General features: G+C 70.9%; 18 protein-coding genes and 4 tRNA genes. 1 reads left to right on the top strand and 21 read right to left on the bottom strand.

Going from position 1 to position 20233, the window contains the following annotated elements:
• Positions 1–47: 47 nt before the first annotated feature.
• The 16 genes from rpoB to ACTMS0_RS10630 all read right to left on the bottom strand — a co-directional run bounded on the left by rpoB (position 48) and on the right by ACTMS0_RS10630 (position 13281).
• The gene (rpoB, locus tag ACTMS0_RS10705; protein WP_441154988.1) at positions 48–3479 is read right to left on the bottom strand and encodes a DNA-directed RNA polymerase subunit beta; all 3432 of its coding nucleotides are present in this window, start codon (positions 3477–3479) and stop codon (positions 48–50) included.
• A gap of 575 nt (positions 3480–4054) precedes the next feature.
• The gene (gene rplL, locus ACTMS0_RS10700; protein ID WP_441154987.1) at positions 4055–4438 is read right to left on the bottom strand and encodes a 50S ribosomal protein L7/L12; all 384 of its coding nucleotides are present in this window, start codon (positions 4436–4438) and stop codon (positions 4055–4057) included.
• A gap of 53 nt (positions 4439–4491) precedes the next feature.
• The gene (gene rplJ / locus ACTMS0_RS10695; protein ID WP_130320445.1) at positions 4492–5037 is read right to left on the bottom strand and encodes a 50S ribosomal protein L10; all 546 of its coding nucleotides are present in this window, start codon (positions 5035–5037) and stop codon (positions 4492–4494) included.
• A gap of 378 nt (positions 5038–5415) precedes the next feature.
• Complete coding sequence (rplA, locus tag ACTMS0_RS10690) at positions 5416–6132, bottom strand: 50S ribosomal protein L1 (protein ID WP_441154986.1); 717 nt, start codon at positions 6130–6132, stop codon at positions 5416–5418.
• Positions 6133–6214: 82 nt separating this feature from the next.
• Positions 6215–6646 (bottom strand): 50S ribosomal protein L11, encoded by a 432-nt coding sequence (gene rplK, locus ACTMS0_RS10685; RefSeq protein WP_168004131.1) that lies wholly within the window; start codon positions 6644–6646, stop codon positions 6215–6217.
• A gap of 184 nt (positions 6647–6830) precedes the next feature.
• A complete protein-coding gene (gene nusG, locus ACTMS0_RS10680) occupies positions 6831–7553 on the bottom strand; it encodes a transcription termination/antitermination protein NusG (RefSeq protein WP_441154985.1) in 723 nt (240 codons plus the stop codon).
• A gap of 38 nt (positions 7554–7591) precedes the next feature.
• Positions 7592–7975 (bottom strand): preprotein translocase subunit SecE, encoded by a 384-nt coding sequence (secE, locus tag ACTMS0_RS10675; RefSeq protein WP_441154984.1) that lies wholly within the window; start codon positions 7973–7975, stop codon positions 7592–7594.
• A gap of 215 nt (positions 7976–8190) precedes the next feature.
• Positions 8191–8263 (bottom strand) — tRNA-Trp (locus ACTMS0_RS10670).
• Positions 8264–8391: 128 nt separating this feature from the next.
• A complete protein-coding gene (locus ACTMS0_RS10665; RefSeq protein WP_441154983.1) occupies positions 8392–8784 on the bottom strand; it encodes a MaoC family dehydratase in 393 nt (130 codons plus the stop codon).
• Position 8785: 1 nt separating this feature from the next.
• The gene (locus tag ACTMS0_RS10660; protein ID WP_441154982.1) at positions 8786–9232 is read right to left on the bottom strand and encodes an FAS1-like dehydratase domain-containing protein; all 447 of its coding nucleotides are present in this window, start codon (positions 9230–9232) and stop codon (positions 8786–8788) included.
• A 124-nt stretch (positions 9233–9356) separates the two neighbouring features.
• Positions 9357–9524: a 50S ribosomal protein L33 gene (gene rpmG / locus ACTMS0_RS10655; RefSeq protein WP_012184342.1), complete on the bottom strand. Its 168-nt coding sequence runs from the start codon at positions 9522–9524 to the stop codon at positions 9357–9359.
• A 132-nt stretch (positions 9525–9656) separates the two neighbouring features.
• Positions 9657–9729 (bottom strand) — tRNA-Met (locus ACTMS0_RS10650).
• 25 nt (positions 9730–9754) lie between these two features.
• A tRNA-Thr gene (locus ACTMS0_RS10645) sits at positions 9755–9827 on the bottom strand.
• Positions 9828–9918: 91 nt separating this feature from the next.
• Positions 9919–12441: a putative bifunctional diguanylate cyclase/phosphodiesterase gene (locus ACTMS0_RS10640; protein ID WP_441154981.1), complete on the bottom strand. Its 2523-nt coding sequence runs from the start codon at positions 12439–12441 to the stop codon at positions 9919–9921.
• A 50-nt stretch (positions 12442–12491) separates the two neighbouring features.
• Positions 12492–12623 (bottom strand): hypothetical protein, encoded by a 132-nt coding sequence (locus ACTMS0_RS10635; RefSeq protein ID WP_441154980.1) that lies wholly within the window; start codon positions 12621–12623, stop codon positions 12492–12494.
• 574 nt (positions 12624–13197) lie between these two features.
• A tRNA-Tyr gene (locus ACTMS0_RS10630) sits at positions 13198–13281 on the bottom strand.
• A 150-nt stretch (positions 13282–13431) separates the two neighbouring features.
• Here ACTMS0_RS10630 and ACTMS0_RS10625 point away from each other — a divergent pair.
• The gene (locus ACTMS0_RS10625; RefSeq protein WP_441154979.1) at positions 13432–13926 is read left to right on the top strand and encodes a YajQ family cyclic di-GMP-binding protein; all 495 of its coding nucleotides are present in this window, start codon (positions 13432–13434) and stop codon (positions 13924–13926) included.
• Between the two features lie 106 nt (positions 13927–14032).
• Here the strand turns inward: ACTMS0_RS10625 and ACTMS0_RS10620 are convergent, their stop codons facing one another.
• The 5 genes from ACTMS0_RS10620 to ACTMS0_RS10600 all read right to left on the bottom strand — a co-directional run bounded on the left by ACTMS0_RS10620 (position 14033) and on the right by ACTMS0_RS10600 (position 20212).
• Complete coding sequence (locus tag ACTMS0_RS10620) at positions 14033–14503, bottom strand: GNAT family N-acetyltransferase (RefSeq protein WP_441154978.1); 471 nt, start codon at positions 14501–14503, stop codon at positions 14033–14035.
• Positions 14504–14673: 170 nt separating this feature from the next.
• Positions 14674–15933, bottom strand: coding sequence for an MFS transporter (locus ACTMS0_RS10615; RefSeq protein ID WP_441154977.1), 1260 nt, complete (start codon positions 15931–15933; stop codon positions 14674–14676).
• A gap of 147 nt (positions 15934–16080) precedes the next feature.
• Positions 16081–16947, bottom strand: a complete 867-nt coding sequence (gene htpX, locus ACTMS0_RS10610) for a zinc metalloprotease HtpX (protein WP_441154976.1) — start codon at positions 16945–16947, stop codon at positions 16081–16083.
• Positions 16948–17147: 200 nt separating this feature from the next.
• The gene (locus tag ACTMS0_RS10605) at positions 17148–18689 is read right to left on the bottom strand and encodes an NADH-quinone oxidoreductase subunit N (RefSeq protein ID WP_441154975.1); all 1542 of its coding nucleotides are present in this window, start codon (positions 18687–18689) and stop codon (positions 17148–17150) included.
• Positions 18686–20212, bottom strand: coding sequence for a complex I subunit 4 family protein (locus ACTMS0_RS10600; RefSeq protein WP_441154974.1), 1527 nt, complete (start codon positions 20210–20212; stop codon positions 18686–18688). Before ACTMS0_RS10600 ends, ACTMS0_RS10605 begins: the two co-directional genes overlap by 4 nt.
• Positions 20213–20233: the final 21 nt, after the last annotated feature.

Raw genomic sequence — 20233 nt, 5'->3', positions numbered from 1 at the left:
TGGGTGGGGTCGGGAGCCGGCGGCGAGCCGGCTCCCGACCGCTCACCTCAGACCTCTTCGACCGAGCTCGGCTCGCGCCGGGACAGGTCGATGCCCAGCTCCTCCGCAGCCCGGAACACCTCGTCGTCGGTCTCGCGCATCTCCAGGGCCACACCGTCGCTGGAGAGCACCTCGACGTTGAGGCACAGCGACTGCAGCTCCTTGAGCAGCACCTTGAACGACTCCGGGATGCCCGGCTCGGGGATGTTCTCGCCCTTGACGATCGCCTCGTAGACCTTCACCCGGCCCAGGACGTCGTCGGACTTGATCGTCAGCAGCTCCTGCAGGGCGTACGCGGCGCCGTACGCCTGCATCGCCCAGCACTCCATCTCACCGAAGCGCTGACCACCGAACTGCGCCTTACCACCCAGCGGCTGCTGCGTGATCATCGAGTACGGGCCGGTCGACCGGGCGTGGATCTTGTCGTCGACCAGGTGGTTGAGCTTCAGGATGTAGATGTAGCCGACCGCGATCGGGTCCGGCAGCGGCTCGCCGGAGCGACCGTCGAACAGCTGCGCCTTACCGGACGAGCCGATCAGCTGCTTGCCGTCCCGGTTGGGCAGCGTCGACGAGAGCAGACCGGAGATCTCCTCCTCGCGGGCACCGTCGAAGACCGGAGTGGCCACGTTGGTGTCCGGCTCGGACTCGTCCGCGCCGATCGCCTGGAGCTGACGCTTCCAGTCGGCGTCCTCGCCGTCGACCTTCCACCCGGTCTTGGCCACCCAGCCGAGGTGCGTCTCCAGCACCTGGCCGATGTTCATCCGGGAGGGAACGCCGAGCGGGTTCAGCACGATGTCGACCGGCGTGCCGTCCTCGAGGAACGGCATGTCCTCGACGGGCAGGATCTTGGAGATGACGCCCTTGTTGCCGTGGCGGCCGGCGAGCTTGTCACCGTCCTGGATCTTCCGCTTCTGGGCGACGTAGACCCGGACCAGCTCGTTGACACCCGGCGGCAGCTCGTCGCCGTCCTCGCGGGAGAACGTCCGGACGCCGATGACCGTGCCGGTCTCGCCGTGCGGCACCTTCAGAGAGGTGTCCCGGACCTCGCGCGCCTTCTCGCCGAAGATCGCGCGGAGCAGCCGCTCCTCCGGGGTCAGCTCGGTCTCACCCTTGGGCGTGACCTTGCCGACCAGGATGTCGCCGGGGACGACCTCGGCGCCGATCCGGATGATGCCGCGCTCGTCGAGGTCGGCGAGCATTTCCTCGCTGACGTTCGGGATGTCGCGGGTGATCTCCTCCGGGCCGAGCTTGGTGTCCCGCGCGTCGACCTCGTGCTCCTCGATGTGGATCGACGTGAGCACGTCCTGCTGCACGAGGCGCTGCGACAGGATGATCGCGTCCTCGTAGTTGTGGCCCTCCCAGGTCATGAACGCCACGAGCAGGTTGCGCCCGAGCGCCATCTCGCCGTCGTCGGTGCAGGGACCGTCGGCGATGACCTGGCCGGCCTCGACCCGGTCACCCTCGAAGACGACCGGCTTCTGGTTGACGCAGGAGCCGGCGTTGGAGCGGCGGAACTTGTGCAGCAGGTACGTCCGGCGGTGGCCGTCGTCCTGGTGGACGGTGATGTAGTCGGCGCACAGGTCCTCGATGACACCGCCGACCTCGGCGACCACGACGTCACCGGCGTCGACCGCGGCCCGGTACTCCATGCCGGTGCCGACCAGCGGCGCCTCGGCCTTGACCAGCGGCACGGCCTGGCGCTGCATGTTCGCGCCCATGAGCGCGCGGTTGGCGTCGTCGTGCTCGAGGAACGGGATCATCGCCGTCGCGACCGAGGTCATCTGCCGCGGCGATACGTCCATGTAGTCCACGGCCGCCGGCGGGACGTCCTCGGTCTCGCCGCCCTTACGGCGGACGAGGACGCGGTCCTCGGCGAACGTGCCGTCCGCCTTCAGCGGCGCGTTGGCCTGCGCCTTGACGAAGCGGTCCTCCTCGTCCGCGGTCAGGTAGTCGATCTGGTCGGTGACCCGACCGTCGACGACCTTCCGGTACGGCGTCTCGATGAAGCCGAACGGGTTGACCCGGGCGAAGGTGGACAGCGCGCCGATCAGACCGATGTTCGGGCCTTCCGGCGTCTCGATCGGGCACATCCGGCCGTAGTGGGACGGGTGCACGTCACGGACCTCGAAGCCGGCCCGCTCCCGGGACAGACCACCCGGGCCGAGCGCGCTCAGCCGGCGCCGGTGGGTCAGGCCCGCCAGCGGGTTGGTCTGGTCCATGAACTGGGACAGCTGCGACGTGCCGAAGAACTCCTTGATCGCCGCCACCACCGGACGGATGTTGATCAGGGTCTGCGGCGTGATCGCCTCGACGTCCTGGGTGGTCATCCGCTCACGGACGACGCGCTCCATCCGGGACAGGCCGACCCGGACCTGGTTCTGGATCAGCTCGCCCACGGTACGCAGGCGTCGGTTGCCGAAGTGGTCGATGTCGTCGGCCTCGTAGCCCTCCTCACCGGCGTGCAGCCGGCAGAGGTACTCCACGGTGGCGACGATGTCGTCCTCGGTGAGCGTGCCCGTGGTGATCGGCACGTCCACCTCGAGCTTCTTGTTGAACTTGTAGCGCCCGACCTTGGCGACGTCGTACCGCTTCGGGTTGAAGAAGAGGTTGTCGAGCAGGGTCTGGGCGTTCTCACGGGTCGGCGGCTCGCCAGGGCGGAGCTTCCGGTAGATGTCGAGCAGCGCCTCGTCCTGGCCGGCGATGTGGTCCTTCTCGAGCGTGGTCATCATCAGCTCGGACCAGCCGAACTTCTCGCGGATCTGCTCGGCCGACCATCCGATGGCCTTGAGCAGCACCGTGACGGCCTGCCGGCGCTTGCGGTCGATGCGGACGCCGACCGTGTCGCGCTTGTCGATGTCGAACTCCAGCCAGGCACCCCGGCTCGGGATGACCTTGACACTGGAGAGGTCGCGGTCGGAGGTCTTGTCCGGCTGCTTGTCGAAGTACACGCCCGGGGACCGGACGAGCTGGCTGACGACGACCCGCTCGGTGCCGTTGATGATGAAGGTGCCCTTCGGCGTCATCATCGGGAAGTCACCCATGAACACCGTCTGGCTCTTGATCTCGCCGGTGGTGTTGTTGGTGAACTCCGCGGTCACGAAGAGCGGGGCGCAATAGGTGAGGTCCTTCTCCTTGCACTCCTCGATCGAGGCCTTGACCTCGTCGAAGCGCGGAGCCGAGAAGGAGAGCGACATGGTGCCGGAGAAGTCCTCAATGGGACTGATCTCCTCGAGGATCTCCGCGAGACCCGAGCGTGCGTGCGGGTCGTCGGCCGACCGGCCCTGCCACGCCTCGTTGCCGACCAGCCAGTCGAAGGACTCGGTCTGGATGGCGAGGAGGTTGGGGACCTCGAGGTGTTCGGTGATCCGGCCGAAGGAAACTCGGCGGGGAGCGAAAGCGCTCGACGTACGACTGGTCTTCGCAGGGCGGGAAGCTGCCAAGATGCGTCCTTCCGAGGACCGGTGCTGCAGAACGGCTGGTACGCGTGCACTCCAATGACCCCACCAGAAATATCCACAAACGGACATTTCCGAGCAGGGGTCAAGTCGGAAGGCAGCGCAAACTAGCAGTGTAGCCGAGAGGCTAACCGCTGTCCAGCCCACCCCGCAGGTCGTCGCGGAACGTGCCTCGGGACCCCTCGTACGGGTCGCACCGGGCCGCTCGGAACGCGACGTTCCCGCCGGGCCACTCAGGTGTTGCAGATGACGGCTTCGCCGCTGCCATTACCCAAGTGGTGGCCGTTGCAAGCGCGGAAGGTCTTGCTGGTGTCAGCGTGCCTGTCGGGCACGGGCCGCGTCAAGGGCTCGCGTCCGGCTCGCCGTGCCTTTCCCACCACCGGGTCACCGCCCGGCGCCCCGGCGGCCCGCCACACCGGACGCCGACCGCCCAGGTCACGTGCGCTGCCGCCGGTGCCACCAACGCGGCGGGCGGCGATCCGCTTCCCGGATCGCCGCCCGCCGTGACGCGGTGTGCCCCGGCTCACGTGAGCCGGACGCGCGCCAGGTCGTACCTCAGGTCACTTGAGGGTGACCTTGGCACCCTCGCCCTCGAGCTTCGCCTTGGCCTTCTCGGCGGTCTCCTTGTTGACCTTCTCCAGGACCGGCTTCGGCGCGGCCTCGACCAGGTCCTTGGCCTCCTTCAGGCCCAGGCCGGTCAGCTCACGCACGACCTTGATGACCTGGATCTTCTTGCCACCGTCGGCGTCGAGGACGACGTCGAACTCGTCCTTCTCCGGCTCGGCCTCGGCGGCGGCGGCGGCCGGGGCACCCGCGGCCAGGGCGACCGGGGCGGCGGCGGTGACCTCGAAGGTCTCCTCGAACTGCTTCACGAACTCGGAGAGCTCGATCAGCGTCATCTCCTTGAACGCGTCGAGCAGCTCTTCGGTGCTGAGCTTCGCCATGTCTGGCGTCCTTTCTCAAATGGTGACTAAGAACGTGGTGCGCCGGGAGGGCCTCAGGCCGCCTCGGCGCCCTCCTTCTCGCGCTTGTCCTGCAGGGCGGCCGCCAGGCGGGCGGTCTTGGCGAGCGGAGCCTGGAACAGGGCCGCGGCCTTGCTCAGGTTGCCCTTCATGGCGCCGGCCAGCTTGGCCAGCAGCACCTCGCGGGACTCCAGGTCGGCGAGCTTCGTGACCTCGGCCGCAGAGATGGCCTTGCCCTCGAAGACGCCGCCCTTGATGACGAGCTTCGGGTTGGCCTTCGCGAAGTCGCGAAGCCCCTTCGCCGCCTCGACGACGTCGCCCGAAACGAAAGTCAGCGCGGTAGGACCGGTGAACAGCTCGTCGAGGCCGGAGATGCCCGCGTCCGCCGCAGCACGCTTGGCCAGCGTGTTCTTGGCGACCGTGTAGCTGGTCTCCTTGCCGAGCGAGCGCCGCAGCTGGGTGAGCTGGGAGACCGTCAGACCGCGGTACTCGGTCAGCACGGTCGCGCCCGCGTTGCGGAAGCTCTCGGTCAGCTCGGCGACGGCCGTGGCCTTGTCGGCCCGGATCGGCTTGTCCGCCATGTCCCTCCTCTCTCGTTGCTCCAGGCTGGTCACCGTCGTCGGCCGTGAGCCGTCGACGGGGCGGAGGAATCCGCGGCAACGAGAAAAGCCCCGGCGCAGGGCGCACGGGGCGAGGGCCGGCACGATCACCATGGTCGGCGGACCACAGGAAGAGCCGATTTTCGCTTACCGCCCTGCGCGGGTCGCCCGTCGTCGCGGGACCTTCGACCGTGCCAGAGCACGGTGACCAGCGGTCTCTGGGTGGAACTTCGCGCCAAGGTTACGCGACACCCGCCGTAACCACCAAATCGCCCCGGAGTGCGCCCGCTCACCCGGGACCGGAAGACAGACGACGGGGCCCCGCCACACCGTGGCGGGGCCCCGTCGGCGCAGTCGTGCTCAGCCCTCGGCCGAGGTCTCCTGCAGGTTCTTCACCACGTTCGGGTCGACCGGGACGCCCGGGCCCATCGTGGTGGTGAGGGTGACCTTCTTCAGGTACTTGCCCTTGGCGGCCGACGGCTTGGCCCGGAGGACCTCGTCGAGGACCGCCGCGTAGTTGTCGACCAGCTGGGCCTCGGAGAACGAGGCCTTGCCGATGATCAGGTGCAGGTTGGAGTGCTTGTCCACCCGGAAGGTGATCTTACCGCCCTTGATGTCCGAGACGGCCTTGGTGACGTCCATGGTCACCGTGCCGGTCTTCGGGTTCGGCATGAGACCGCGCGGGCCCAGGATCCGCGCGATCCGGCCGATCTTGGCCATCTGGTCCGGCGTGGCGATCGCCGCGTCGAAGTCGAGCCAACCGCCCTGGATCCGGGCGACCAGCTCGTCGGTGCCCACCTCGTCCGCACCGGCGGCGGCGGCCTCCTCGGCCTTCGCGCCGGCGGCGAACACGATCACGCGGGCGGTCTTACCGGTGCCGTGCGGCAGGTTGACCGTGCCGCGGACCATCTGGTCCGCCTTGCGGGGGTCGACGCCGAGGCGCATCGCGACCTCGACCGTGGCGTCGAACTTGAGGGAGGTGGTCTCCTTGGCCAGCTTCACGGCCTCGGCCGGGGTGTAGAGCTTCGACCGGTCGATGACATCGGCGGCCTTGCGGTAGTTCTTGCTGCGCTGCATCTGTGGTAACTCCTGTGGTTGATGGCGGGCCGCAACGCTCGCGTGCCCTCCCACGAACGGGATCGGCTGGTGGGCCGACAGATCAGTCGACGACGTTCAGGCCCATCGACCGGGCGGTGCCGGCGATGATCTTCTCGGCCTGGTCGAGGTCGTTGGCGTTGAGGTCCGACATCTTCTTCTCGGCGATCTCCCGCACCTGGGCGCGGGTGACCTGGCCGACCTTCTCCTTGTGCGGGACGCCCGAGCCCTTCTGCACGCCGGCGGCCTTGATCAGCAGCCGGGCGGCGGGCGGGGTCTTCAGCACGAAGGTGAACGTGCGGTCCTCGTAGACGCTGATCTCGGCGGGGACGATGTCGCCCCGCTGCGACTCGGTCTGCGCGTTGTAGGACTTGCAGAACTCCATGATGTTCACGCCGTGCTGGCCGAGCGCGGGGCCGACCGGCGGCGCCGGGGTGGCCTGGCCCGCCGGCAGCTGAAGCGTGAACGTCTTGACGAGCTTCTTCTTCGGAGGCATGTCTCTTCCTGGGACTTGGATCGGGGATTCGCACCGGCAGTGGACGCGCACGGTCAGCGCGCCGCGAAGACGGCGACGTCCTAGGGTAGCGCAGCGCTCCACCATCCCGTCCGCCGAGGTCCGGCCGGGGGCGGAAACGCGTACGCCGGCGGTGGGCTGGCACCCGCCGCCGGCGTACCGGATGTCAGATCTTGGCGACCTGGTTGAAGTTCAGCTCGACCGGCGTCTCCCGGCCGAAGATCGACACCAGCACCTTGAGCTTCTGCTGGTCCGCGTTGATCTCGCTGATCGTCGCCGGGAGGGACGCGAAGGCCCCGTCGGTGACGGTGACCGAGTCGCCGACCTCGAAGTCGAGGACCTTGACCTCGGGCTTGGCCTTCTTCTGCTCGGCCTCGACGGTTGGCGCCAGCCACTTGAGCACCTCGTCGAGGCTCAGCGGCGCCGGGCGGTCGGCCCGGTCGGTGGCGCCCACGAACCCGGTCACGCCCGGCGTGTTGCGTACGCAGGAGTAGGACTCCGCGGTCAGCTCCATGCGGACCAGGATGTAGCCCGGGAAGACCTTGGCCTGGACCTGCGACCGCTTGCCGTTCTTGACCTCGACCTCTTCCCGGGTCGGGACCTCGACCTGGTAGATGTAGTCCTCCATGTCGAGGGACGTGATCCGGGTCTCGAGGTTGGTCTTGACCTTGTTCTCGTAGCCGGCGTACGAGTGCACCACGTACCAGTCGCCCGGCGCGTAGCGCAGCTTCTGGCGCAGCTCGGCGACCGGGTCGAACTCCTCCTCCTCGGCGGCCCCGCTGGTGGGGAGCTCCGGCTCGCTGGCGGCCCCGATCGACTCGTCACCAGCCGCCGTCGCGACCGTGGACTGCTCGTCCGCGGGTCCGGCGGTCTCGTCGTACTCAGGCACGCTCGCTCACTTCCGTCACTATCGGCAGGTCTCGCCGGTCAGCTGGGGTTGCCGAAGACCCACAGCACGCCCTTGGCAAACACGTAGTCGAAGCCGACGACGAGGGCGGTAACCACCGTAACGAATACCACCACCACGGCGGTGTAGGTCAGCAGCTCCTTGCGAGTTGGCCAGATGACCTTACGCAGTTCGGCCACGATCTCGCGGATGAATCGGGCGATGCGCCCGAACAGCCCGACCTTCTCGGTCTCGGTGCGGGTCTTCGGCCGGTCGGCCGACTCCGCCCGGGCCCGCGACCGGGTCGCGGTACCGCCCCGGGAGACCGGCTCCTCGGCGTCCTCGGCGTCGTCGCCGGCGGCGTCGAACTCGTCGTCCAGACGCTCGTCGTCGGCGTCCTCGCCGCGCCGCTTGTTGTCGGCCACTTCGCCCTCCGTCGCGGGATGTCGGTTCGCACGCCGTCGCAGCGTGCGCGGCGCCTGGTCACGCCGGCCGGCCCGACCGTCCCGCGACGGGCCGCGGCCGGCGGATCGAACCGGAGGGCCCGAGTTGCCTCGGAACCACCCCGTCGATGCCACCACCACGGGCCGGACGCCGCCGGACGGCGGCGCGACCCACGGGAACGGTCAGGCCTGAGGCGCAGGGGTGACAGGACTTGAACCTGCAGCCTGCGGTTTTGGAGACCGCTGCTCTGCCAATTGAGCTACACCCCTGTGCGGCGACGATCGCCCCACCCCGCCACATTCGGCCGGGCAGGGGTCACGAGCCCCACGGCGGACCAGTGTACGGGTAGTGCCACGACTTTCCCAACCGGTCCACCCCTCGCGCGTCGCGAGATCGCTCAGGCGGGGGTGCGGATGGTCGCCTTCGCCTGCGACAGCACCTTCTCCCCCAGGCAGGTGGCGGTGACGTCGAGCCTGGTCAGACCGTCCTCGGTGACCTCGCGCACCACGGCGGTCACCTCGATCTCGGTGCCCTGGTCGTCGTCGGGGACCACCACCGGACGGGTGAACCGGACGCTGTAGTCGACCACCGCGTCCGGAGCACCGGCCCACTCGCTCACCGCCCGGCCGACCAGCGCCATAGTGAACATGCCGTGGGCGATCACGCCGGGCAGCCCGACCTTCGTCGCGATCCGGTCGCTCCAGTGGATGGGGTTGAAGTCGCCCGAGGCGCCCGCGTAGCGGATCAGGTCCGCGCGCGTCACCCGGAACGTCCTGGCCGGCAGCTCCATCTCAGCCCTCCCCGCGTACGACGATCTTCGACCAGACGGTGACCACCGGCTCGCCGGCGGCCGTGGTGACCTCGGTCCGGGTGGTCAGGAAGCCGTGCCCACCCCGGTTGCTGACGTCCTCGATGGTGTTGGCGCAGATCAGCTCGTCACCCGCGATCACCGGGCGGGTGTACGCGAAGCGCTGGTCGCCGTGCACGACCCGGCTGTAGTCGACGCCCAGGGCCGGGTCCTCGATGATCTGCCGGCTGGCGGCCATGGTGAGCACCACGGGAAAGGTCGGCGGCGCGACCACGTCCGGGTGGCCGAGCGCGCGGGCGGCCTCCGGGTCGTGGTGGGCCGGGTCGGTGGCGCCGATCGCCGTCGCGAACTCGCGGATCTTTTCTCGGCCCACCTGGTAGGGGGCGGTCGGCGGGTACGTCCGGCCGACGAAGGACGGGTCCAGGGACATGCCGCGAACCTACCGGAAACACGATCGCCGATCCGCCCGGCCGGCGGTGGCTCGGGGCCACGCCGGGACTGGCGGATCGGCGATCGGACGTGCTCAGGACCGGGCCGGCAGGGCCGGCCGCAGGTCAGCGGGTCTCGCGGTGGATCGTGTGCCGGCCGTCGCGCGGGCAGAACTTCTTCAGCTCGATGCGGTCCGGGTCGTTACGACGGTTCTTGCGCGTGATGTAGTTGCGCTCCTTGCACTCCACACACGCCAAAGTGATCTTCGGCCGGACATCGGTCGCCTTCGCCACGGCGGAGTGCCTTCCTCGCTAATGGGTGACAACTACGGCGCATCAGCCTACGCGCTGATTACGCGCACATGCAAAGTGGGCGCCCGGGGCGCCCATCCCACCGACCGCCGGGAGCAGCCCGGTGGACGAGAGTAGCGGTGGCCGGACTTGAACCGGCGACACAGCGATTATGAGCCGCTTGCTCTGCCATCTGAGCTACACCGCCGTGGCGGGTCCAGCCGGACCCTCTGAGCCCCCTTACGGAATCGAACCGTAGACCTTCTCCTTACCATGGAGACGCTCTGCCGACTGAGCTAAGGGGGCCTGCACGATCACTCGGTGGTCGCGCAGAGGTAAGAGTACACGGCCGGCTCGCCGAGGTGAAATCGGATCCCCCTGTGACACGTACCCCAGCTCAGGGCACAACGCGGAGACGGGGAAGCTCCCCGGCGGGGACTGCTTCGGGGTCGACCTGGGCGCCGAACCAGGCCTCCAGCCGCTCGTACGGCAGCGGCCGGCTGAACAGGAAGCCCTGGCCGATCTCACAGCCGATGTCCTGCAGAAGCTCCAGGGTCAGCTCGCTCTCCACGCCCTCGGCCACCACGGCCAGCCCGAACTGCTGGGAGAGCGTGACCACGGCGTTCACGATCGCCAGGTCACCCGGGTCGGTGGCCATGCCCTGCACGAACGAGCGGTCGACCTTCACCTCGTGCACCGGAAGTCGCCGCAGGTGCGCCAACGAGGAGTCACCGGTGCCGAAGTCGTCCACGGAGAGGCGTACGCCCAGGTCCCGTAGGCGGCGCAGGGTCGGTATCGGGCGGTCGGTGCCGTCCAGGACCCCGGACTCCCGGATCTCCAGCGTGAGCCGCTGCGGCGGTACGCCGTACTCGTCGAGCAGCTCGGCCACGCGGGCCGGGAAGTGCGGGTCGGTCAGCGTACGCGGGGAGAGGTTGACCGCGACGGAGAGCGGGTGGCCCCCGTGCGCCCAGTCCCGGCTGCGCCGCAGGCCCTCCCGCAGCACGAACTCCGTGAGCCGGCCCAGCTGGCCGGTGTGCTCCGCGACCGCCACGAAGTCCTCCGGCGAGACCGTCCCGTGCGCCGGATCCTCCCACCGGGCCAGGCACTCGACGCCGACCAGCCGGCGGTCCCGCAGGGTGACCTTCGGCTGGAAGTAGACCTCGAGCCCCCCGTCGTCCAACGCCCGCCGCAGGTCGCCGGCGAGACCGAGGCGCCGCAGCGACCGGGACTCCAGGGCCGCGTTGAACAGCTGGACACTCCCCGGCACGGACTTGGCCGCCGTCGCCGCCAGGTCGACCCGTTGGAGCAGCACGGCCGGGTCACTGCCATGGTCGGGATGCACGGCGACGCCCACCGCGGTGTCGACGTCCAGGGTCAGCGCGTCGAAGACCATCTCGGCGCGGATCTGCTCACGCATCCGCGCCGCCATCTCCAGTGCGGCGTCGGCGCTCTCCAGCCGCAGCGTCACCAGGAACTCGTCGCCGCCGATCCGGCCGACGAGGGCCGACGACGGGGCGCACGACCGCAGGCGCTCGGCGACCTCGACGAGGACCTTGTCGCCGGCGGCGTGCCCGAGCGACTCGTTGACCTCGCGCAGCCGGTCGACGTCGAAGAGCAGCAGCGCCACCACCTCGCCCGGCGCCCTGATCTTGACCGCCTCCTCGAGCGCGCCGGTGACACGTCGGCGGTTGGGCAGCTTGGTCAGGGAGTCGTGGTACGCGTCGTGCCGCAGGCGGTCGACCAGCCGGGTATTTTCCAGCGCCACCGCCGCGTGCGCCGCGACGGTCTCGAAGACGGGGATGTCGGCGGAGGTGAAGTGGCCGACGTCGCTGAGCCGGTTGGTGACCTCCAGCGTCCCGATGACCGCCTGCCCCGAACGCAGGGGCACGACGATCGCGTCCTTGACCTGCTTCGCGCTCACCTGCTTGCGCAGCGCCGTCTCGTCTCCGAGCAACCGCCCGATCGCGACCGTCTGCCCGAGGTCACGGGCCTGCTCCCGGAGGACCGCCGGAGTGGGCGCCACGTCCAGCAGGCCGGACGTGTCGACCCGGGCGGTCAGCAGCACCTCGGGGTGCCGTCCCTGTGCCGGCAGCCAGAGCGTGGCGTACTCGGCCTGCATGATGGCCCGGACCCGGTCGAGCAGGACGTCGGCCAGCGCCCCTTCGGTGCTGGTCGTCATGAGGCGGGCCAGGTCGTACATCCCGGTGAGGGTGCGGTGCTGGCGGAAGAACTGCGAGTACGAGCGGTAGACCTGCGCGAGCGCCACCAAGAGCGCCCCCAGCAGTAGCACCGACCACCAGGTTTCCCGCAGCGCGATGAGGACGAGCAGACCGACCGAAGCGTTGATCGACGTGGTCAGGAGCACCGACGGGGTCGAGCGGAGCGCCTCGCGGCCGACCGGCCAGCCCTGGATCAGCACGTGTACGCAGACCACCGACACGAGGCTGACCAGCGTGATGCTCACGACGGCCAGGAAGAGGCTGCCCCACGTGCCCGGCCCCACCCCTTCCAGCGGCGGGAGGGCGAGCAGGATCAGGCCGGCCAGGGACGTGGCCGCCGCGGCCTTGGCGACGTTGAACCACAGCTTGGTCGGCGAGAAGCGGTGCCAGACGCTCGATGCGACGTGGGACAGCGTGTAGATGAGGACGACCGTGAGCGGCGGCAGGAAGAAGAGGGCCACGATCAGCGGCACCTCGGTCAGGGTCACCCCGACCGCCTGCCGACGGACGACGACGTTCAGGACCGGGATGCTCGTGCCCGCCATCACCAGGAAGAGCAGGAGAGCGAGCCCCCAGTCGCCGACGGGACCGTCGGAGAGCAGCGCTACCGCGGTGCTGAAGGCGATCGCGAGCAGAGCCAGCGGCGCGGTGACGAACCAGGCGTCTTCCGTGGACCTGCGTCGCCGATCTCGGCTGGCCATGCCACTCCCTACGAAAGACGTCGTCGCGAGGCCGAGGGACGGCTACGCGGTCAGCGCGACGCGCCCATCGACCAGATGACGTCTGCCATCTTGGCCTCCTGGGTCGGGAGGACGTCGACACCGATCACCCCGCCGGCGGCGACGGCGGCGAGGACGAGGAGCGAGCCAAGCAGTCGGCCCAACCTTCGACCAGACATGAGTGCTCCTGTCGAGTGAGTGTCACGGGATGGTGGGTTCCACGATCGTGCCACAAGGCAGGCGCCGGGAAAAAGCCGTGGAAGCTTCGGGTCGACCGTGCGTTGGGTAGGTCGCACCGTTCGGCCCAGCCGCGCCGTCGGGCGGCCCTGATCAGCGCCGTGGCGGCCGGCGCAGCGCTTCACCTGGCGCCGATTCCGACCTTCGGCGCAAATTGCATCATGCGGTGTGCCGGCGTCGTGGTGGTCCCTCGTTGATGCGGCCGACCCGAGGACATCGACGCCCACCATACTCCCGCCCACAGCGGACCGGAACACCCGCCGTACCATCGCTGTTGCCCACGGTGGCACCGGTCGGATCAGGCCGACCGGTTCCCGTGCTGATGACCGGACGGGCCGGAGCGGCCGAGGCCCCGGGAGACGCGAACGGGCGCGAACCGGGCGCAAGCCCGTCGGGAGCCCGACCGACAGGCGCGGCGCATGTGGTGGCGGTCATCGGCAGAAGCGAACGACAAAGACCCCTGACGCGCATTTCCGCAGGTCAAGGGCCTTTGTCATTGCCTGGTGGCGGGTAGAGGATTCGAACCTCTGAAGCTTTCGCGACGGATTTACAGTCCGCTCCCATTGGCCGCTCGGGCAACCCGCCAGGGCACCTGCCGCGTCGTTGACGCGGCATGCGGAAGCAAGGATAGCGGCTCCCCCCGCCGCTGGTGCAACCGGGTACCGTCAGGGGGTCGTACCACTGGTCAGTGGTGCACGGAACAGGACAGACCGCCCGGACAACAGGAGCATCAGCATGGCAGCCAACCCGTCGTTCGACATCGTGAGCAAGGTCGACCGCCAAGAGGTCGACAACGCCCTCCGCCAGGCGGAGAAGGAGCTCGCGACGCGGTTCGACTTCCGGGGCACCGGCGCCGAGATCTCCTGGTCGGGCGAGGAGGCGATCAGCCTCCAGGCGGAGACCGAGGAACGCGTGCGGGCCGCGTTGGACGTCTTCAAGGAGAAGCTGGTCAAGCGGAACATCTCGCTCAAGTCGCTGGACGCCGGTGACCCGCGGCCCTCGGGCAAGGTCTTCAAGATCGACGCGAAGGTCATCCAGGGCATCGACTCGGACAAGGCCAAGGCGATCAGCAAGAAGATCCGCGACGAGGGTCCGAAGGGCGTTCAGGCGCAGATCCAGGGCGACCAGCTCCGGGTCACCGGCAAGAAGAAGGACGACCTCCAGGCCGTCATCTCGATGCTCAAGGGCGAGGACTTCGGCGTCGCCCTTCAATTCACCAACTACCGGTAAGGCCGGATAGTCCCAATTGGTGGTCGGACCTCGGCAACGTCGTCACGGACGGCGCCGTTCGTCCGGGCTTGAGGAGGAAGCGGAGCCGGCCACGGGCCGGGGGCGGTCAGGTGCCGTCGGCGTGGCGGAGCCAGACGTACGGGACCGGCTGCCCGGCGTTCCAGTCCGCCGCCTGCTCGGCGGGCACCGGCACGAACCCGGCCCCGGCGTAGCAGCGCAGTGCCGGCTGGTTCTCGGGGTGCACCCGCATGAACACGGCCGGGTGGTGGCCGAGGGCCGCCGCGGTCAGCCGGCCGACGAGTTCCCGGCCGAGCCCCCGGCCGCGGTGCCTGGGGGCGACGATCAGGCGCGCCAGTTCGACCTCGGCCTCGTCGTCGTCGAGCCACAGCTCGCCGTACGCGACGGGCTCATCGTCCTTTACCGCGACGTACGCGACCACGTCGGAGGCGGCGGACCAGCCGCTTACCACGTCGGGTGTCACCTCGTTCCGCGAGCACCAGCGCCGTGCCTCCTCGGCCGATCGGGCCCAGCCGGCGACCCTCGCCGCATGGGACGATTCGAACGCCGTCAACTCCACCGCGCATCCCCTCCGCCGCCGTGACCGGGCGGCAGATGCTATCTGCTCAGCGGGCGAAGACGAGCAGCAGGATCACCGTGAGAACCGCGCTGATCAGCAGCGAGCCGAGGCAGCCGATCCGGTTGGAGAAGAAGACGAACATCCGGACGGTGTACCCGTCCCGACGGGAATCACGCGGGGACGGGCTGCTCGGCGCGTACCGCGTCGGCCTCCGCTCGGGCGACGGGCCCGGCGGGCAGGCCCGCGACCACGGCCCCGACGGCGACGGCCGCCCCCGCGAAGAGGAAGGCCCACGGCACCCCACCGGCGTGGTCGACGATCAGGCCGGCGACGGCGCCGCCGGCCGCGCTCGCGCCGACCGACATGGTCACCACCCAGGTGTACGCCTCGTTCAGCATGCTGGTCGGCGAGATCCGCCCGATCAGGGTGTTCTCCAGGGTGAGCGCGGGCGCGATGGTGGCGCCGCCGATCACCAGGGCGGTGCCCAGTGCGGCCGGGGTGGGCATCACCGCGAACACGGCGAAGGTGGCCGCGACGGCCCCGAGCAGCAGCGCGAACTGGCGGCTCATGTTGCTCGCCGGCTGGCGGGTGCCGAACCACAGCCCGCCCAGGGCGCTGCCGATGCCCCAGACGGCCAGGAGGACCCCGGCGAGGCTGTCCGGGTCGTCGGAGGTGTAGGCGGTGGCGAAGGCCGGCACGATGACACCCGCCGCGCCGAAGGCGATACCGAGGCTCGCCACGCAGACCAGCAGGGCCGGGAAGCCGGCGACGCGCAGCGGCCCGAGGCCTCTCGTGTGGTGCTCGTGCGGGTGCGGCCGCCAGCCGCGCATGACCCGGCCGAGCGCCACGGCGGTGGTGCCGGCGAACGTGACCACGGCCGAGCCGACCAGGGCTGCGCCGGCGTCGGCGAGCAGCACGAACGCGGCGACCAGCAGGGGGCCGAGCACGAAGACCAGCTCGAACAGGGTGGTCTCGGCCGCGAGGGCGGTGTTGCGCAGGTGCCACCGGCCGGTGGCGGGTGCGGTGAGGTCGTTCCAGGCGCCCCGGATCGCGGCCGTCAGCGGCGGGTACGTGGCGCCGGCCACGCCGGCGGCGACGAACACGATGGCGAGGCTGCCCGCCTCGGTGCGGGCCGCCCAGAGCAGCCCGAGCAGGGCGAGCGGGTGAGCGACGGCGGTGCCGAGCAGCACCGGGCTCGGGCCGATCCGGTCGGCGATCCGCCCGGCGACCGGGCTGAGCGCGGCACCGGCCAGGGCGTAGATGCCGCCGGCGACGGCGGCGAGGGAGTAGCGGCCGGTGACCTGCTCGACGACGAGCAGCAGCGCCAGCGGCGTCATGCCGATCCCGAGCCGCCCGAGGATGCCGGTGACCAGCAGCATCGGCGCCCCGGGGATCCGCCAGACGCCCAGGTACTGGCGCAGTGCGGCCACGGTCGACCTCCGGAGCTGTAATGAGTGGGGAGCGTATCGACCCTAACGCCGGCGGGCCCGGCGGCAAACGTGTTATCGCCTACCCCGGACACGTCCGCACCCCGCGCCGGGTGCGGCGCGGGGTGCGGACGTGACGTGCGTCAGCGGTTACTGGACCGGCCCGGCGCCGGCCGCCATCCGCTCCAGTCGGGCGACCCGCTCCTCCATCCGGGGGTGGGTGGAGAAGAGCGCCGCCACGCCGCCGCCCTTGAACGGGTTGTCGATCATCAGGTGGGCGGTGCTGGTGAGCTGGCCCTGAGGCGGCAGCGGCCGTAGCTGCGTACCGCGGTGGATCTTCTGGAGGGCACTGGCCAGCGCCAGGGGGTCGCGGGTGAGCTGGGCGCCGGAGGCGTCCGCCTGGAACTCGCGGCTGCGGCTGATCGCGAGCTGGATCACCGTGGCCGCGATCGGGCCCAGGATGATGGTCAGCAGCAGGACCGCCGGGTTCGGGGCGTCCTCGTCGTCCCCGCCGCCGAGCGGAATGAAGAACGCCAGGTTCGCCAGCGCGGTGATGATGCCGGCGAGGCCGGCCGCCACGCTGGAGATGAGGATGTCGCGGTTGTAGACGTGTGACAGCTCGTGGCCGATCACACCGCGCAGCTCGCGGTGGTCGAGGATCTCGACGATCCCCTGGGTGACGCAGACAGCCGCGTTCTGCGGGTTACGACCGGTCGCGAACGCGTTGGGCTGCGCCGTCGGGCTGACGTAGAGACGGGGCATCGGCTGCCGGGCCTCGGTGGCCAGCTCCCGCACCATCCGGTACAGCTCGGGGAACTGTGCCTCGCTGACCGGTTGCGCCCGCATCGCGCGCAGCGCGAGCTTGTCGGAAAAGAAGTAGCTGACGCCGTTCATCACCAGCGAGAGGATGACGGCGATGACCAGTCCGCCGCTGCCGCCGAACCAGTAACCCACCGCCAGGATCAACGCGGTGAGCAGGCCGAGCAGCGCGGCCGTCTTCAGACGGTTGTGATGCACGATGACTCCTTCGGTGCGCGGATCGCGGGGATCCGCTGACCGGTTCAACACCACCGGTACCCGTCAACCATCCGTCGTATGGCTGTGAAATGGCTGGGAGCGCTGCCAGCGGGCTCCCAGCTCAGGGGTGCGGCAGGCTGCGGTGTCCCGTCGCGCGGAGACCGCCGGACGCCGCATCCCGCGGGGTGGAAGCGCCGGCGTCAGCGCGCGGCGAGGTCGAGGACGAGCTGCGGTGCGACGCCGAGCACCAGGGCTGCCGCTGTCGCCGCCACCAGCACCGCCGCCACCGGCCAGGCCCGCCCGACCGGCGCCGCGGCGGCCGGCGCGGTGCCGATCGGCACCGGCTCGCCGGGCCGCGGCGCCGCCGGCCCGGCGACCGCACCGGGGACGGGCGCCGGAGCGGCCCAGAGCGCGGCGGTGATCTTCAGGTAGTAGGCGAGGCCGATCACGGCGTTGACCGCCACCACCAGGGCGAGCCAGCCGGCACCCCCGTCGAGCAGCGACCGGACCACGGTCACCTTCGCGAAGAGCCCGGCGAGCCCCGGCGGCAGCCCGGCGAGGCCGATCAGCGCCAGCGCGAGCGCCACCGCCGGCCAGGGACGCCGGCGGGCCGCGCCGCGCAGGTCGTCGAGCGTGCCGCCGTCCGCGCCGGCCGGGCGCAGCGCCACGACGGCCGCGAAGGCTCCCAGCTCCAGGACCACGAAGAAGACGGCGTACGCGACAGCGGCCGCGTACGCGGCGGCCCGGGCGTCGTCGGTGCGGCCCGCGGCGAGGGCCAGCGCGCCGAGCGGGGCGAGGATGTAGCCGGCCTGGGCCACGGACGACCAGGCGAGCAGCCGGACGGTGCGCCGCTGGCGCAGCGCCACCAGGTTGCCCACGGCCATCGTGAGCACCGCGAGCAGGGCGAGCACCGGGCCGGTGACCTCGGCCGGCAGCGCCCGCTGCACCACGGCCAACAGGGCCACCACGCCGCCGAGCTTCGAGGCGGTCGACAGGTACGCGGCCACCGGCAGCGGCGCGCCGTCGTACGTGGCCGGCGCCCAGGCGTGGAACGGCACCGCCGCCACCTTGAACGCCAGGCCCAGCACGACCAGCGCGACCGCGGCGGAGGTCAGCGGCAGGTCCAGCAGCTCCGGCCGCTCGACGAACAGCGCGCCGAGGCGTCCGAGGTGCAGCGCCCCGGTGGCCGCGTAGAGCAGGGCCGCCCCGAGGAGCGTGAGCGTGGTGGCGACCACGCTCACCACGAAGAACGTCACCGCCGCCTCGATGCTGGCCAGGCTCCCCCGCCGCAGCCCGACCAGGACGTACAGCGGCAGGGTCAGGGTCTCCAGGGCCACGATCAGGGTGATCAGGTCGCCGGCCGCGCCGAGCACCACGCCGCCGGTCATCGAGGCGGCGAGCAGGAAGCAGTACTCCCCCGCCGGCGACGTCCCGGCCCGCAGCAACGGCCCGGACAGCCCGAGCACCCCGAGGGTCAGCAGCGCGACGACCGCGGCGACCAGGGCGGCCCGGCCGTCGAAGACGTACGAGCAGTCGGCGCCGACGCAGAACGTCCGGCGCTCCCCGCCGGAGCCGACGAGAACGGCGCCGACCACCGTGGCGGTGGCGCCGAGCGCGGCGGCCGCGACGGTGACCCGCGCGCGGGCGATCAGCAGGTCGGCGAGCAGCACCAGCACGGCGGTGCCGGCGGCCAGGTACGCCGGGAGCAGCGCCACGTTGTCGACGCTCTGCACCACACTCACGGCAGGACCTCCAACAGGGCGTCGACCGGGGCCTCGGCGACGCCGAGCACCAGCGTCGGGGCCAGGCCGACGGCGAGTGCGAGCAGCACCAGCGGCGCCCAGGCGGCCAGCTCCGCACCGGCCAGGCCCGGGGTGAGTCGCGCGACGGCGGGGCTGGGCCGCCCGTGGGTGACCTGGCGCAGCAGCCGGAGGAAGTACGCGGCGGTGAGCGCCCCGCCGACGGCGGCGAGGACGGCGAGCGTGGTCCACAGCGCCCCGCCGACCTCCACCGCGGCCACCACGGCGAAGGCCTCGCCCCAGAAGCCGGCGAGGCCGGGCAGCCCGAGGGAGGCGACGGCGGCGAAGCCGAGCAGCCCGGCGAGCCGGGGTGCGGTCTCCCGCAGCCCGGACAGGTCGCCCAGGTCGCCGGTGTGCGTACGGTCCTTGACGGCACCGGCGAGGAAGAACAGCAGGCCGGTGATCACGCCGTGCGCGACGTTGCCGATCAGGGCCGCCTGGAGACCGGTGGCGGTGAGCGTGGCGATCCCGAGCAGCACGAAGCCCATGTGCCCGACGCTGGAGTACGCGATCAGCCGCTTCAGCTCGGTCTGGGCGAGGCAGACCAGCGAGCCGACCAGGATCGCCGCCACGGCGAGGACGCCGAGCACCGGCGCGGCCCAGCGGGCGCCCTCGGGGGCGACACCGACCGCGATCCGGATCAGCCCGTACGTGCCCATCTTGAGCAGGACCCCGGCGAGGATCACGCTGCCGACGGTGGGTGCCTGCGTGTGCGCGTCGGGCAGCCAGGAGTGCAGCGGCCACAGCGGACTCTTCACCGCGAAGGCGAGCGCCACCAGGGTGAACGCGGCGAGCTGCGTACCCCGGGACATCCCGGCGCCGCCGGTGAGCGCCAGGATGTCGGCGGTGCCGGCGGCGGCGACCACCACGAAGACGCCGACCAGCAGCAGCACCGAACCGAACAGCGTGTAGAGGGCGAACTTCCGCGCCGCCCGCCGCCGGTCCGGCCCGCCCCAGCCGGCGATGATCGCGTACATGGGCAGGAGGACGACCTCGAAGAAGACGAAGAACAGCACCAGGTCGAAGGCGAGGAAGGTGCCGAGGATGCCGACCTCGATCACCAGCAGCAGCGCGACCAGGGCCCGGCCGGTGCCGCCCTCCGGCACCTTCCACAGCGTGTAGGTGCAGCACAGCAGGGTGAGCAGCGCCGTGAGCACCACCAGCGGCCAGGAGATCCCGTCGACGCCGAGGTGGAAGCGCAGGTCCAGGCCGGGCACCCAGGGCAGGTCGATCTGGTGCCACGGGTGGATGGCCACTGCGGCCTCCGGCGAGGGTGGCAGCGGCGCGTAGGCGAACCAGCCACGCTCGCGGCCGGCGGGCAGCGGCAGCGTCGCGAGCAGGGTCAGCGCGGCGGCCACCACGCCGACGACCCGTGCCGCCCGGTCGTGCGGGGTCGCGGCGACCGCCACCGCGCCGAGCGCCGGCACCGCCAGGACCGCCACCAGCAGGAACTCCCCGAGACTCACGGCGCCACCTCTGTTCGCGAC

The sequence above is a fragment of the Micromonospora sp. H33 genome, assembly GCF_052068455.1.
Lineage (GTDB): Bacteria > Actinomycetota > Actinomycetes > Mycobacteriales > Micromonosporaceae > Micromonospora.
The sequence above is the reverse complement of the archived record's forward strand: the minus strand, read 5'-3'. Positions and strand labels throughout refer to the sequence as shown.